Source organism: Cellulomonas sp. NTE-D12 (assembly GCF_027923705.1).
In the GTDB taxonomy this organism is placed as follows: domain Bacteria; phylum Actinomycetota; class Actinomycetes; order Actinomycetales; family Cellulomonadaceae; genus Cellulomonas.
Genome location: NZ_AP026442.1, coordinates 1,319,030 through 1,333,314, shown reverse-complemented (window position 1 = coordinate 1,333,314; position 14,285 = coordinate 1,319,030). Strand labels below are relative to the sequence as shown.

Annotated in this window: 15 protein-coding genes; 2 read left to right on the top strand and 13 right to left on the bottom strand. The window is 74.7% G+C overall.

Going from position 1 to position 14,285, the window contains the following annotated elements; translation table 11 throughout:
* Positions 1-99: 99 nt before the first annotated feature.
* On the bottom strand, positions 100-471 hold the full coding sequence (trxA, locus tag QMF98_RS06175) for a thioredoxin (protein ID WP_337975142.1): 372 nt from the start codon (positions 469-471) through the stop codon (positions 100-102).
* A gap of 152 nt (positions 472-623) precedes the next feature.
* Between trxA and QMF98_RS06170 the strand changes: the two genes are divergently transcribed.
* Positions 624-1,178, top strand: a complete 555-nt coding sequence (locus tag QMF98_RS06170; protein WP_263730123.1) for an NUDIX hydrolase family protein — start codon at positions 624-626, stop codon at positions 1,176-1,178.
* A gap of 13 nt (positions 1,179-1,191) precedes the next feature.
* Here the strand turns inward: QMF98_RS06170 and QMF98_RS06165 are convergent, their stop codons facing one another.
* The 7 genes from QMF98_RS06165 to clpS form a co-directional block, all read right to left on the bottom strand.
* Positions 1,192-2,853 carry an ABC-F family ATP-binding cassette domain-containing protein gene (locus tag QMF98_RS06165; RefSeq protein WP_348773404.1) on the bottom strand — a complete coding sequence of 554 codons (1,662 nt, stop codon included), beginning with the start codon at positions 2,851-2,853 and terminating at the stop codon, positions 1,192-1,194.
* A 20-nt stretch (positions 2,854-2,873) separates the two neighbouring features.
* Positions 2,874-3,512 (bottom strand): RdgB/HAM1 family non-canonical purine NTP pyrophosphatase, encoded by a 639-nt coding sequence (gene rdgB, locus QMF98_RS06160; protein WP_337975140.1) that lies wholly within the window; start codon positions 3,510-3,512, stop codon positions 2,874-2,876.
* A complete protein-coding gene (rph, locus tag QMF98_RS06155; RefSeq protein WP_337975139.1) occupies positions 3,509-4,312 on the bottom strand; it encodes a ribonuclease PH in 804 nt (267 codons plus the stop codon). Before rph ends, rdgB begins: the two co-directional genes overlap by 4 nt.
* Before the next feature lie 78 nt (positions 4,313-4,390).
* The gene (locus QMF98_RS06150; RefSeq protein WP_337975138.1) at positions 4,391-5,182 is read right to left on the bottom strand and encodes an MBL fold metallo-hydrolase; all 792 of its coding nucleotides are present in this window, start codon (positions 5,180-5,182) and stop codon (positions 4,391-4,393) included.
* Positions 5,179-5,994 carry a glutamate racemase gene (murI, locus tag QMF98_RS06145; protein ID WP_291761872.1) on the bottom strand — a complete coding sequence of 272 codons (816 nt, stop codon included), beginning with the start codon at positions 5,992-5,994 and terminating at the stop codon, positions 5,179-5,181. The genes QMF98_RS06150 and murI overlap by 4 nt, the downstream gene beginning before the upstream one ends.
* A gap of 9 nt (positions 5,995-6,003) precedes the next feature.
* Complete coding sequence (locus tag QMF98_RS06140; protein ID WP_337975137.1) at positions 6,004-6,648, bottom strand: DUF2017 family protein; 645 nt, start codon at positions 6,646-6,648, stop codon at positions 6,004-6,006.
* A complete protein-coding gene (clpS, locus tag QMF98_RS06135) occupies positions 6,648-6,941 on the bottom strand; it encodes an ATP-dependent Clp protease adapter ClpS (RefSeq protein ID WP_337975136.1) in 294 nt (97 codons plus the stop codon). The genes QMF98_RS06140 and clpS overlap by 1 nt, the downstream gene beginning before the upstream one ends.
* A gap of 30 nt (positions 6,942-6,971) precedes the next feature.
* Here clpS and QMF98_RS06130 point away from each other — a divergent pair, with 30 nt between their 5' ends.
* On the top strand, positions 6,972-8,318 hold the full coding sequence (locus QMF98_RS06130; protein WP_337975135.1) for a nicotinate phosphoribosyltransferase: 1,347 nt from the start codon (positions 6,972-6,974) through the stop codon (positions 8,316-8,318).
* 45 nt (positions 8,319-8,363) lie between these two features.
* On the opposite strand, the gene QMF98_RS06125 is transcribed toward QMF98_RS06130, so the two are convergent.
* From QMF98_RS06125 to QMF98_RS06105, 5 genes are all read right to left on the bottom strand, one after another.
* On the bottom strand, positions 8,364-9,755 hold the full coding sequence (locus QMF98_RS06125) for an HNH endonuclease signature motif containing protein (RefSeq protein WP_337975134.1): 1,392 nt from the start codon (positions 9,753-9,755) through the stop codon (positions 8,364-8,366).
* Between the two features lie 429 nt (positions 9,756-10,184).
* Positions 10,185-11,978 carry a DEAD/DEAH box helicase gene (locus QMF98_RS06120; RefSeq protein WP_337975133.1) on the bottom strand — a complete coding sequence of 598 codons (1,794 nt, stop codon included), beginning with the start codon at positions 11,976-11,978 and terminating at the stop codon, positions 10,185-10,187.
* Positions 11,975-12,364 carry a DUF3039 domain-containing protein gene (locus QMF98_RS06115; protein WP_337975132.1) on the bottom strand — a complete coding sequence of 130 codons (390 nt, stop codon included), beginning with the start codon at positions 12,362-12,364 and terminating at the stop codon, positions 11,975-11,977. The genes QMF98_RS06120 and QMF98_RS06115 overlap by 4 nt, the downstream gene beginning before the upstream one ends.
* A gap of 131 nt (positions 12,365-12,495) precedes the next feature.
* Entirely contained in the window at positions 12,496-13,278 is a 783-nt protein-coding gene (nagB, locus tag QMF98_RS06110) for a glucosamine-6-phosphate deaminase (RefSeq protein ID WP_337975131.1), read from the bottom strand.
* Positions 13,278-14,279: an ROK family protein gene (locus QMF98_RS06105; RefSeq protein ID WP_337975561.1), complete on the bottom strand. Its 1,002-nt coding sequence runs from the start codon at positions 14,277-14,279 to the stop codon at positions 13,278-13,280. The genes nagB and QMF98_RS06105 overlap by 1 nt, the downstream gene beginning before the upstream one ends.
* Positions 14,280-14,285 lie beyond the last annotated feature (6 nt).

Genomic DNA, 14,285 nt, shown 5'->3' with positions numbered 1-14,285 from the left:
CGCTCACCGTCGAGGTGAGCGGGCCTTCGGTTCGTCCAGGGCGCCGACCGGCGGCGCGGGCGACGGCGGCAGCCGTGGCCCGGCGCGGTCGGCGAGCCGTCAGGCGTTCGCGGTCTCGCGCTGGCTGATCTTCTCGCGCACCTCGTCCATGTCCAGGTCCTTCACCGCGGTGATGACCTGCTCCAGGGTCGGCGCGGGGAGCGCACCAGCCTGGTTGAACACGAGGATGCCGTCGCGGAAGGCCATCAGCGTCGGGATCGAGGTGATCTGCAGCTCGGCGGCCAGGTCCTGCTCGGCCTCGGTGTCGACCTTGCCGAACACGATGTCCGGGTGCTCCTGCGAGGCGGCGTCGAAGATCGGGGCGAACATGCGGCACGGGCCGCACCAGGACGCCCAGAAGTCGACCAGCACGATGCCGTTGTCGCGAACGGTGTCGCCGATGGTGGCACCGGTGAGGGTGGTGGTGGCCATGAGTGGTGATCCTCTCGTCGTCGGTCCTGCCCCTTCAGCGTGCGGCGCCCCGCAGGTATTCCGCACCCGGGGTGCGGCCGCAGCGCAGCCGGAGTACCGCCCGCCGGAGCGTGCGGCCACGTGAGCGCACCCGTACGGGGTAGAACAGGGCGGTGACCGACACCGCCGAGTTCCCGCCCGAGTCCGAGCGCCCCGCCGGCTGGCTGCGTGCCGACCAGATCGCGTCCGCCCGGCAGTGGCTGCCGATCCTGTACGTGGACGCCGTGCCGGTGCGGGTGGACGACTCCGGCGACGTGGTGGCCGTGGGCCTGCTGCTGCGCGTCACACCGGAGGGTGTGATGTCCCGGGCGCTCGTCTCGGGACGCGTGATGTTCCACGAGCGGGTGCGGGACGCCCTCGTCCGGCACATCGAGAAGGACCTCGGCCCGATGGCCCTGCCGCAGATCCCGGCGAGCCCGCAGCCGTTCACCGTGGCCGAGTACCTGCCGACGCCCGGTGTGACGCCGTACCACGACCCGCGCCAGCACGCGGTGTCCCTGGCCTACGTGGTCCCCGTCGCGGGCGACTGCCGTCCGCAGCAGGACGCCCTGGACCTCGCCTGGATCACGCCCGAGCAGGCCTGCGAGCAGGACGTGCAGCTGGAGATGAACGGCGGCCAGGGGCTGCTGCTGCGCCAGGCGATGGCGCACGTGGGGCGCATGCCCTGACCGGGCGGCTCCGTCAGGACAGGTCCAGACGGGGCCAGTCGGCGAGGTCGGCGAGCATCTGCCGGTCGTGGGTCGCGACGACCACGGCGGCCGACGTGGCGCGCAGGGCCGCGGTCAGCTCGTCGACCAGCCCGACGGACAGGTGGTTGGTCGGCTCGTCGAGCACCAGCACGTGCGGCGCCGCCAGCAGGGCCTTCGCCAGCTCGAACCGGCGGCGCTGACCGACGGACAGCTCCGCCAGGGGCCGGTCCAGGTCCTGCTCGGTCAGCAGGCCGAGCGCGGCGACCGGCACCAGCTGCGCGGGGTCGAGGCTGCCTGAGGCGAGCAGGCCGAGCGCGTGCTCGGCGTAGGCCTCGAACGCCGTCGGGGCGCTGCCGTCCGGCCGACCCGGCCGGACAGCCGCTCGGGCCGTCCCGACTGGGTCGGCCGTCACGTCGTCCGACTCCTGCGCCAGCACCCCGAGCCGTGTGCCCGGTGCGAGCACGCGGACGCCGCGGTCCGTCCCGATGGTGCCGGCCAGCACGGCGAGCAGCGTCGACTTGCCGGACCCGTTGGGCCCGGTGACCAGCAAGCGGCTGCACGGGGCCACCTCGATGCGCCGGCCGGGCAGGTCCAGCCGGCCCTCCACGAGCGGGGCACGTACGTCGAGCAGGGGGCCGCCGCCGTAGCCGGCGGGCGTGGACGGCAGGTCGGGGAACGCGAGCGCCGGCGGCGGTACGGGGACCTCGACGGACTGCTCGGCGAGGCGCTGCATCAACCGGTCGACGGTGGTCACCTTGCTGCGCGCGCGGGTGGCACGACGGTGCGCCTGGCTGCCCTTGGGCGGGCGCCACTCGTCCGACAGCTGCTCGTACGACTGGTCGAGCCTGTCGGCCAGCGCCGCGGCGCGCTTGCGCTCGGCGCGGTACCGCGCGCGCCACCGGCGCAGCATCTGGTCGCGGGCGTACCGGTAGTCGGCGTACCGCGCGGCCCCGTACAGCGCGGGCCGGCCGTCCATGGACGGGTCGAGGTCGAGGATCCCGGTCATCACGTCGTCCAGCAGCCGCCGGTCGTGGGTCACGACGACGAGCGCACCGCGCCACTGCCGCAGCTGAGCCGTCAGGTACTCCACACCGGCGGCGTCGAGGTGGTTGGTCGGCTCGTCCAGCAGCAGCAGGTCGGACCGCTCCGCGAGCCGCGCGGCCAGCCGCACGCGGTACCGCTCCCCCACCGACAGCTCCGCCAGCGGACGCCGGGGGTCGCGCGGTGCACCGAACCGGCTCAGCGCCTCGTCCACCCGGCGGTCGGCGTCCCAGGCCGCCAGGTGTTCCATCGCCTCGACCGCCTCGGTCAGCGTGGCGAGGTCACCGCTGGTGTGGTCGAACGCCGCGATGGCTCGCTCGAGCGCCGCCGCAGCGCCGCGAGCAGCCTGCAGCGACGTCCGGACGACGTCGCCGACGGTCGTATCGGTCGGGGCCCGCAGCTCCTGCTCCACCACCGCGAGGGTTCCCGAACGGCGCACCGAGCCGCCCAGCGGAGGGAGCTCACCGGCCAGCAACCGCAGCAGGGTCGTCTTGCCGGTGCCGTTCTCCCCCACCAGGCCGAGCCGGTCGCCCGCGGACACCACGAGCGACACCCGGTCGAGCACCGGGTGTGCGGGATAGCCGAACGTCACCTCGTCCGCCACCAGCTGCACCCGGGCGGCGTCCGTCACGCTCAGCCGCCCAGGGCGTGGACCACGAGCGGGGCGAGCGCGCGGAACGCCTTGCCGCGGTGGCTGATGGCGTTCTTCTCCGCCGGCGTCAGCTCCGCGCACGTCCGCGTCTCGCCGAGCGGCACCAGCACGGGGTCGTAGCCGAAGCCGTGCGCGCCCCGCGGCTCGGTGGCGAGCACGCCGTCCAGCGCCCCGGTCCGCACCTCCTCGCGCCCGTCCGGTGTGACCAGCGCCGCGGCGCACATGAACCGGGCGGTGCGGTGCGCCGGGGCGATGTCCGCCAGCTGCGCGAGCAGGAGCTCGAGGTTGGCCGCATCGTCACCGTGCCGGCCGCTCCACCGCGCCGAGAAGATGCCGGGCGCACCGCCGAGCACGTCCACCGCGAGGCCGGAGTCGTCGGCCACGGCGGGCAGCCCGGTGAACGCCGCGATCGCGCGCGCCTTGATCAGGGCGTTCTCGGCGAACGTCAGCCCGTCCTCCACCGGCTCCGTGGCGCCCACGTCGCCCGCGCCCACGATGCTCGCCGCGTCCAGCCCCGGCAGCGCCGGCACGAGGATCTCGCGCAGCTCGCGGACCTTGTGGGCGTTGTGGGTGGCGAGGACGAGCCGGAGAGGTGCGGTCGCGCCGGACGCAGCCGTCACGAGGCCACCTCGACGCCGGCCGTGACCCGCGCGCCGGGCGCGGCGGCGAGCGCCTGCTGCTGCAGCGCCGTCAGCCGGCCGGTGCCCACCAGCGCCAGGTCCAGCAGCGTGTCGAGCTCCGCGCGGTCGAACGTCGCGTGCTCGGCAGTGCCCTGCACCTCGACGAACTTCCCGCTGCCGGTCACCACGACGTTCATGTCCGTCTCGGCGCGGACGTCCTCGACGTACGGCAGGTCGAGCATGGGCGCACCGTCGACGATGCCGACGCTGACGGCGCTGACCGAGTCGGTGAGCACGGTGCGACCGGCGGGGACCAGTCCCTGGTCACGGGCCCACGCCACCGCGTCCGCCAGCGCGACGTACGCGCCGGTGATCGCCGCGGTGCGGGTGCCGCCGTCCGCCTGCAGCACGTCGCAGTCCAGCACGATCGTGTTCTCGCCGAGGGCGGCGACGTCGATGATGGCCCGCAGGGAGCGACCGACGAGCCGCGAGATCTCGTGCGTGCGGCCGCCGACGCGACCCTTGACCGACTCGCGGTCCGACCGCGTGCTCGTCGCGCGCGGCAGCATCGCGTACTCCGCGGTGACCCAGCCCTGGCCCGAACCCTTGCGCCAGCGCGGCACGCCCTCGGTGAACGAGGCGACGCACAGCACCGTCGTCTGCCCGAACTCGACGAGGACGCTGCCCTCGCCGGTCTGCAGGAAGCGGCGGGTCAGGGCGACGGGACGCAGCTCGTCGAGAGCGCGCCCGTCGGCGCGGGCGGGCACGCCGGTGGACGGCGTCGAAGGGGGGACGGTCATGGGCGCGAGCCTATCCGGGCACCCCGACACGCTCCCGGGCTGACCGGGACACGGCCCGCGAGCCTAGCCGGGCGGCGCTCAGAGCGCGTGCACCGCACCCGGTGCGGCCAGGTGCACGGGACCGTCGAACACCGCCCGGGCCTCGGCGAGGGACACCTCGGCGTCGTTCCACGCGGGCACGTGCGTCAGCACCAGCCTGCCGGCGCCACCGCGGGCTGCCGCCTCGCCGGCCCGTCGGCCCGTCAGGTGCACGCCGCGGAACCTGTCGTCGCGGCCCTCGAGGTAGCTCGCCTCGGCGAGCAGCAGGTCGACCCCGGCCGCCAGCGCGTCCAGGCCGGGACCGGAGTCCGTGTCGCCCGTGTACGCGAGCGCGACGGAACGGGACGCGTCGCCCTCCGCGGGTCCGGTGACGCGCACCCCGAAGGTCGGCAGCGAGTGGTTCATCGCCACCGGCGAGAGCGTGAGCGGACCGACGGTCACGGGCGCCGCCGGGTCCCACACCTTCACGTCGAACTGGTCGCTGCAGTCGGCCGCCGGGTCCTTGCCCGCCAGCTGGGCCAGCCGCTCCGCCGTGCCCTCCGGGCCGTGCACCGGCACCGGCGGCAGGGGCGCGCCGCCCGGTCGGTAGCGGCGCAGCACGTTGAGCACCACCATGTCGGCGACGTGGTCCGCGTGCAGGTGGGAGATGCCGATCGCGTCCAGCGTCGTCGGGTCGGCGTACCGCTGCAGCGGGCCGAGAGCGCCGTTGCCGAGGTCGAGCAGCACCGTCCAGGTCCGGCCGTCGGTGTCCTCCGCCTGCACCAGGTACGCCGCGCAGGCCGCGTCGGGGCCGGGGTACGAGCCGGCGCAGCCGACGACGACGAGCCTCATCGCAGGGCCAGCGGCGACTCGACGGCGGTCACCTCGGGTCCCAGGAAGCGCCGAGCGAGCCGCGCGAACTGCTCGGGGTCACCGGTCGCGACGAAGCGGTGCTCGGGCGGCGGCCCGTCCGTCGAGCGCAGCAGGTCGTGCGCGACGAGCGTCCGGTACACGTCCTTGGCGGTCTCCTCGGCGCTCGAGACCAGCGTGACGTCCTCGCCCATCACGTAGCTGATCGCGCCGGTGAGCAGGGGGTAGTGCGTGCACCCCAGCACCAGCGTGTCCACCCCGGCCTCACGGATCGGGTCGAGGTACTCGTGGGCCACCTCGAGCACCCGCGGTCCGGACGTGACGCCGGCCTCGACCAGCGGGACGAACTCGGGGCACGCGGCCGTCGTCAGGCGGACGCCCGGCGCCACCGCCAGCGCGTCGTCGTACGCGCGCGACTCGATGGTCGCCCGCGTGCCGATCACGCCGATGTGCCCGTTCCGGGTCGCCGCCACCGCCCGACGCGCGGCCGGCAAGATCACCTCGACCACCGGGATGCCCCGCCGCAGCGTGTACCGCTCCCGCGCGTCGCGCAGCATCGCCGCCGAGGCGGTGTTGCACGCGATGACCAGCATCTTCACGCCCGCGTCGACCAGGTCGTCGAGCGCCGCGAGGGCGAAGGCACGGACCACGGCGAGCGGCTTGGGCCCGTACGGCGTGTTGAGCGTGTCGCCGATGTAGAGCGTCGACTCGTGGGGCAGCTGGTCGAGGATCGCGCGCGACACCGTCAGTCCCCCGACGCCGGAGTCGAAGATCCCGATCGGCGCGTCGTCCACGCTGCGAGCCTAGTCGCCCGGCCCGACCCGGCCCGGCGGACCCAGGTCCCCGCGCGCCAGCATCGCCTGGACCAGGGACTCCTGCAGCCAGGTCAGCGCGTCGTACACGGTGACGAGGTAGGCGCGGACGTCGTCGGCGCCGTGGCGACGTCGGCGACCCGCCGCGCGCAGCAGGCGGTCGGCGTCCTCGTCCGTGCGGATGCCGAGCCGCTCGGCCAGCACCAGGCGCAGGTCGGTCAGCGTCGCCGCGACGGCCGGCGCCTGCGGCGCGGGGACCACCGGTCCGTCGTCCTGCAGCGCGGTCCACAGCCAGCGCAGCCGTGCCAGCTTGGCCGTCCGCAGGTCGTCCTCGGTCAGCCGGCGGAACTCGGCCGCGACGGCCGGGTCGTCCTGCGACGCGTCGGGCAGCAGACGGTGCACGGCGGGGTCGTCGGGGGGCGGCACAGGCTCCGTGCGCAGCCGCCAGACGGGTGCGACGGACGGGACCGAGCGCCCGGTCGCCTCCGCAGCCCTGTCCGGTGACCCGTCGGCCAGGTCCGGCAGCTCGCCGCCGAGCAGCTCGACGACGTTGGCGACGACGGACGCCACCACCTCCCGCTCACCGGCGTCGAGCTCGGCCCGGTAGCCGCCGGACTCGTAGCGGAAGCCGCGCATCAGGCGTCCTCGCGTTGCAGCGTGGCCCACAGGCCAAACCCGTGCATCGCCTGCACGTCGACCTCCATCGCCTCGCGGCTGCCGGTCGAGACGACCGCGCGGCCCTCCTGGTGCACCTGCAGCATCAGCCGCTCCGCCTTCTGCTCGGAGTAGCCGAAGTACGACCGGAAGACGTAGGCGACGTAGCTCATCAGGTTGACCGGGTCGTTCCACACGATGGTGACCCAGGGCCGGGCGACCACGGTCTGCTCCTCGGACCGTACGTCCTGCTCAGGCACGGTCTCGGTGGGCATCGCCCCACTGTAGAGAACTAGGTTGGCCGGATGACCGCCAGCACGGCCCTGCTGACCGACCGCTACGAGCTGACCATGCTGCAGGCCGCGCTGGCCGACGGCACGGCCGACCGCCGCTGCGTCTTCGAGGTGTTCACCCGGCGACTGCCACCGGGGCGCCGGTACGGCGTGGTGGCCGGTACGGGTCGGGTGCTGGACGCGGTGCGCGACTTCCGGTTCGAGGAGGAGCAGCTCGAGTGGCTCGCCGCCGAGCGGGTGGTGGACGACCGGACGCTGGAGTACCTGCGCGACTACCGGTTCACCGGCGACGTCGTCGGGTACGCCGAGGGCGAGGTCTTCTTTCCCCTGTCGCCGCTGATGGTCGTCGAGGGCACGTTCGCCGAGGCGGTGCTGCTGGAGACCGTGGTCCTGTCGATCCTCAACTACGACTCTGCGATCGCCTCGGCCGCGTCGCGGATGACCAGCGCGGCCGTGGACCGGCCGTGCCTGGAGATGGGCGCGCGGCGCGCGCAGGAGGAGGCGGCCGTCGCGGCCGCACGTGCCGCCGTCATCGCCGGTTTCGCCGGCACGTCGAACCTCGAGGCGGGGCGACGGTACGGGCTGCCGACGATCGGCACGGCAGCCCACGCCTTCACGCTGCTGCACGACGACGAGGAGTCGGCGTTCGCGGCGCAGGTCGCGTCGCAGGGACGCGGGACGACGCTGCTGGTGGACACCTACGACGTGCACCGCGGCGTGGAGCGGGCGCTCGCGGCGGCCGGCACGGAGCTCGGAGCGGTCCGGCTCGACTCCGGTGACCTCGCGGCGCTCGCGCAGGAGGTACGGGCCCAGCTGGACGCGGCCGGCGCCCGCCGGACGAAGATCGTCGTGACGTCCGACCTGGACGAGTACGCCATCGCGGCGCTGGCGGTCGCACCCGTCGACTCCTACGGCGTCGGCACGTCGGTGGTGACCGGCTCCGGGGCGCCGACCTGCGGGATGGTCTACAAGATGGTCAGCCGCGAACGGGCCGACGGCTCCATGGAGGCCGTCGCGAAGGTGTCGCGGTCCAAGGCCAGCGTCGGTGGGCGCAAGGCGGCGGCGCGGCGGCTCGGCCCGGACGGTCGAGCGGTCGAGGAGGTGCTGGTCAGCGGACCGCCGGCGCGGGTGCTCGCCTGGCAGGACCAGCAGTGGCGGTCGCCGGACCCTGCGCTCCGGCCGTTGCACGTGCCGCTGATCATGGGCGGTGCTGCCGACGAGCGCTGGACCGGTCCGGCCGGCGTACGGCTGGCGCAGGCGCGCCACGAGGCCTCCCGGGACGAGCTGCCCCGCGGTGCGCGTCGGCTCTCGGCCGACGAGGCGGCGGTGCCGACGGTCACCGTGCGCCTCGAGGCCTAGCTGCAGCTGGCGCACGCGCGGCGCCGGTGCCACGGTGCGGGCCGATCAGGCAGACCGGGCAACCGGGGTGCCGTGACGGGTGCGGAACTCGAAACCACCGCCCGGCGACGGTCCGATCTGCACCTGTCGTCGATGCACGACGTCGTGGTGGTGCCAGCACAGCAGCACGCCGCGGTTCACGTCGGTCTCGCCTTGCCGGGCCGCCCAACCGTCCACGTGGTGCACCTCGCACAGCGCAGGAGGCGCGCTGCAGCCGGGGTAGCGGCATGTGCCGTCGCGGGCGATCACCGCCTTGCGTCGGGGTCCGGCGAACGTCCGCTCGGCCCGGCCGGCGTTGATGACCTGCGAGTCCGGACCGAAGACGATCCGGCTGATCTCCGAGTCGCACGCGAGCCTCGCGAGCACCGACGCCGGGACGGGACCCGATCCGAGCAGCTCACCCACAGCGAAGCGCTCGACATCGGCCACGGGCGACAGCCGGAGCGATCCCCCTTCGTGTGGACCCCGCCCGACGCCATCACACAAGCCTCGCCCGAGGCCGTCGCGCCCCGTGCCGGTCGCGCCCTGCAGTCCGGCCGGAGCCCCGACCGCACGCCGCAGAGTGTCGTAGTCGACTACGCAGGACAGGTGTGGTCGGACGGCGGCGCCGGTACCCACGAGGCCATGGTCCAGACAGATCCGTGCCACATCGGCCAATGCCTGAGCGTGGCGCTGTGGCGTTGACCGATGGTCGTCTGGCGCTGGTGGCGTCATCACGGAGGTGAGCGCCGAGCTGAGCACGGCGCCGTGATCGGTCGTCAGGAATCCGGTGAGGTGTATGCCCGCGGTGGTCGCGGACAGCGTCACGTGCTCACGCTCGCACGCGTCCCGGTAGCCCCGCTCGTCGGCCTCCGGGTCGGCCGCGGCGGCCCAACGCTGCACGAGCCGGCGGAAGGAGGCCGCCGGCAGGGCTCGCGCATGGGCCACGAGGAACTCCTCGCCGCACTCCTCCGCAGCTGCGGTGAGCGCGAGGCGGCGGGCGTCGGACGTTGGTGCCAGCTTGGCCAGGAGGTGCGCCTGGTCCGCGCCGATGGCTCCCGCGAGGGCAGCACACGCAGTCGCTGGTAGGTGGTCCCGCAGTGCCCGCCCCGTGCTCGTCAGCTCCCTGGCGCGGTGGAACGGCATCCCGGTCATGCCGGCGAGCCAGTGCGGGAAGGACCGAGCGCCCTCGAGCGCCCAGACGCCGTCCGCTTCCACCGTCGTGGCGAGCCGTGCGGACGCGACGGCAAGACGGTCGAGCTGGGTCCGAAGTGCCAGAAGGGCGTCGGCAGCCGCCTGTCCGTCGAGCCTCGACGCCGACGCGCCGGACGTCTCGACAGCCGCCACCAGTCGGTCCACGACGGACACGAGCTCCCGGACAACGGGAGGCGTGCTGGAGGTTCGCACCGTCGAGTCCATCGCCACACCCTCCCTACGTCCTTGTCGTGCATTCTTGACGACGGACCTTGCCTACCTCAGAAACGCTATCGGCAACCACTGACAAAGCGGCGGTACGAACGCGGCACCGTGGTCTGGCCGACCCTTTCCGGCGAAGCACATGACGGCCGGCAGTGCGCGTGTCATGCGGGCGGGCTGGGAATATCGCTGATCCGCGGCGGGCTGTGGGCGGCTCGGCGGCACTAACGAGAAATGGCACACCACGGATGGGGTGCTCTCATTCATGCGGTGCGAACGGGTGCTCAGATGCTTCATGAGGGAAGGGGCGGCGTCGCGCCCCCACGCGGCCCGCTCATCAGGCGGATCGAGGGACGGCCTGGGATTCTGCAGTCCCCAGGTGGCCGGGCGCCGAGCATCCGACCCTCGGTGGGCGCCGAGCGGACCGTGCCCTCAGCGGCCGACGAACCAGCGCCGCACCAGCTCCACCCGCGCGGTCAGCTGGTCGACGTCCGCCAGCGCCACCTCGGGACCACCCGACCGTCGGCGCAGCTCGGCGTGCACCTGCGCATGGGTCTGCCCGCTGCGGCGGGCCCACGCGGACACGAGCCGGGACAGCTCCCGCCGCAGCTCCGACCGCTGCCGGTGGTCGCCGAGCGGCGGTGCCGCAGCGCCGGCGGCCCGACGGGCGCTGAGCTGGTCGGCCTGCCGCTGGGCCAGCAGCGCAGACACCTGGTCGGGGTCGAGCAGACCGGGCAGACCGAGGAAGTCCAGCTCCTCGTCGGACCCGACCTCGGCGCCGGTGCCGAACTCGCCGCCGTCGAACAGCACGCGGTCGAACGACGCCTGGGCCTCCAGCGCCTGGAACGTGCCCGCCAGACCGTCCGGACCGACGGCGTCGGGCGTGCTGCGCTCCGTCTCGGCCGCGAGCAGGAGTGCGGCCTCCGGGTCGTCCACCGCCGAGGTCGGCCGGTCCAGGGCGTGGTCCCGCTCCACCTCCAGCTGCGCGGCGAGCGCCAGCAGCTGCGGCACGCTCGGGAGGAACACCGAGGCGGTCTCCCCGCGCCGACGGGCCCGCACGAACCGGCCGACGGCCTGGGCGAAGAAGAGCGGCGTCGCGGTGCTGGTCGCGTAGACGCCGACGGCGAGCCGCGGCACGTCGACGCCCTCCGACACCATCCGCACGGCGACCAGCCACCGGGACGTGCCGGCGGAGAACTCGTCGATCCGGTCGCCCGAGCCGGCGTCGTCGGACAGCACGACGGTCGGCGACTCACCGGTCAGCCGCGCCAGGTGGCCGGCGTACGCGCGGGCGTCGTCCTGGTCGGTGGCGATCACCATCGCCCCCGCGTCCGGCACCGTCCGCCGGACCTCCGTCAGCCGCGTGTCCGCCGCGGCCAGCACGCTCCCGATCCACTCGCCGTTCGGGTCGAGGGCAGTGCGCCACGCCTGTGCGGTGATGTCCTTGGTCAGCGGCTCGCCGAGCCGGGCGCTGACCTCGTCGCCAGTCCGCGTCCGCCACCGCATCGACCCGCTGTACGACAGGAAGAGGACCGGCCGCACCACGTGGTCGCGCAACGCCTCGGCGTAGCCGTAGGTGTAGTCGGCACGGCTGCGCCGGATGCCGTCGGGGTCACGCTGGTAGCTGACGAACGGGATGGCCGCCGTGTCCGAGCGGAAGGGCGTGCCGGTCAGCGCCAGCCGCCGGGCCGCCGGCTCGAACGCCTCCCGGACCGCGTCGCCCCAGGACAGGGCGTCCCCGCCGTGGTGCACCTCGTCGAGGATCACCAGCGTCGGCGCAGCGTGGGTACGAGCGGCGTGCAGGGCCGGGCGGCTCGCCACCTGGGCATAGGTGACGGCCACCCCGTCGAACGAGGCGCCGTGCCGTCCCTGCGCGTTGGAGAACGTCGGGTCGATCGCGATGCCGACCCGTGCCGCGGCGTCGGCCCACTGCCGCTTGAGGTGCTCCGTCGGCGTCACGACGGTGACGCGCCGCACCACCCGGGCATGGAGCAGCTCGGTGGCCACCCGCAGCGCGAACGTCGTCTTGCCGGCCCCGGGCGTCGCCACGGCGAGGAAGTCCCGGGGCGACCGCTCCCGGTACGCCTCGAGCGCCTCCGCCTGCCACGCACGCAACCGTCCCGCCGTGCCCCACGGCGCGCGGCCGGGGAACGCCGGCGGCAGGTTGGACGCCGCCGACGGCGAGACGTGCGGGCTGTGCGGGGACGGCTCCGTCCCCGCCGTCACTTGCCGGAGCCCCGACCGAAGCCCCACCGGCGCCCGGAGCCGCCGGACCCCCCGGCCTCCCCGCCGGAGGACCCGCCGCCGGGACCGTCCTGTGGCGCACGCAGCCCGTCGTAGATCTCCTTGCAGACCGGGCAGACCGGGAACTTGTTCGGGTCGCGCCCGGGCACCCACACCTTGCCGCAGAGCGCGATGACCGGGCTGCCGGACACCGCCGACTCGAGGATCTTCTCCTTGCGCACGTAGTGCGCGAACCGCTCGTGGTCCCCCGGCTCGAGCTCCTCGGCGTGCTCGGTGCGCTCCAGCACCGAGGTACCGGCCGCCGGCTCACCGACCGGCCGGGGCCCGAACGGGTCGTCGGGACCGGTGGGAGGCAGCGGCTCGCTCATGGGCCCCATCGTACGTTCCGGGTCCGACACCGCCCGGGCTCGGGCCGGCCGCACCGGCCCTCCCGCGGGCGCGCCGGCGCGCCCGACTGCGCCGGTCCCCGAGCGTGACATCCAGGCGTCGGACGCCGGTGTCAGATCCCCTGCCACGCAGGCTTGCCGGCATAGGTCTGGCGGTAGTAGTCAGCGAGCTGCAGGCGGCTGGCCGCCGCGTCGTCGACCAGCACGGTCACCCGGTGGTGCAGCTGCAGGACGGTTCCCGGCCACAGGGCGCTGACGGCGCCCTCGACCAGCTGGTGCACGGCCTCCGCCTTGCCCCTGCCGGTGGCCAGCAGCACCAGGTGCCGGGCGGACATGATCGTGGCCAACCCCTGGGTCAGGCAGTGCGTCGGCACGGCGTCGACGTCGCCGCCGAAGAAGCGCGCGTTGTCGAGACGGGTCTGCCGGGTCAGCGTCTTGATCCGGGTGCGCGAGGCGAGCGACGAGCCGGGCTCGTTGAAGCCGACGTGGCCGTCGGTGCCGATGCCGAGCAGCTGCAGGTCCACGCCGCCGGCCTCCACGATCGCCCGCTCGTACGCCGCACAGGCGGCCGGCACGTCGTCCGCGGAGCCGTCCGGACCGCGCACCGCGGCCGGGTCGAGGTCCACCCGGGACACGAGCTCCCGCTCGATCACCGCCCGGTAGCCCTCCGGGTGCCCCGCCGGCAGCCCGACGTACTCGTCGAGCAGGAAGCCGCGGGCGTGCGCGAACGACAGGCCCTCCTCGGCGTGCCGCCGGGCCAGCTCGTCGTACACGGCGAGCGGGCTCGAGCCGGTCGCGAGGCCGAGCACGGGACGAGGCGTGCCGTCGAGCAGGCGCTGCACCGCATCCGCCGCCAGCCGTGCCAGCGCGCTCGGCGCGCCGATCACCACCTCCATCAGAGCGCCCTCCGCCCGTCAGCGGCCGGTGCCGCGGCTGCGCCGTCGTGCGCCCGCGCCACCAGCGCCGCGCCGAGCGCCCCGGCCGGGACGTCCGCCGGCGCCAGGCGCACCCGTTGGGCGAGGCCGACCGAGGCGAGGAACGGCGACGCCGCCGCCTGTCGGTCCAGCGTCCGGGTGACCGCCTCCAGCAGCGGCGCGCCCACCCGGCTGACCCCGCCGCCCAGCACCACGACGTCGACGTCGCAGGTCAGCACCAGCACCCGCACCGCCGCCGCCACCCCCGCCGCGACCTCGTCCCGCACCTCGACGGCGGCTGGGTCCCCCGCCGCGGCGGCCTCGAACAGCTCGGCGGGAGCCGGTCGACCGTGCCGCGACGGCCACGCCGCCTCGATCGCGCTGCCGGACGCGTACTGCTCCAGGCAGCCGAGCTGACCGCACTTGCACGGCCGGCCGCCCGGCACCAGCGTCAGGTGCCCGATCTCACCGGCCACCCGGTGGGAGCCACGGCGCAGCGTGCCGTCCAGCAGCAGGCCGGCGGCCACCCCCGTGCCCAGGGCGACGTAGGCGACGTCCTGGACGTCCGAGCCGGCCGACGTGCGGCCCAGCGCGTGCGCGGCACCGACCACGGCGGCGTTCAGGTCGTTCTCCACGCGGACCGGGACGTCGCCGCCGAGCGCCGTCGCGACCAGCGTGCCCAGCGGCAGCGGCGCCTCGAGGCCGAGGTTGACGGCGTGCGCCACCGTGCCGCCCTGCGGGTCCACGACGCCGGGCAGCCCGATGCCGATGCCCGCCACGTCCGCGACCGTCAGGTCACGGTCCGCCAGCAGGCCGCGCACCAGCGCGACGATCCCGGCGACCACCCCCGACGGCCCCGGCACCGTGCGGGCGTGCCGCTCGGCCAGCACCGTGCCGGCGTCGTCCACCAGGACGCCCTGCACCTTGGTGCCGCCCACGTCGACACCGACCGTCGGCCCCCTGCGAACGGCCGGCGGTGCCATCGCGGA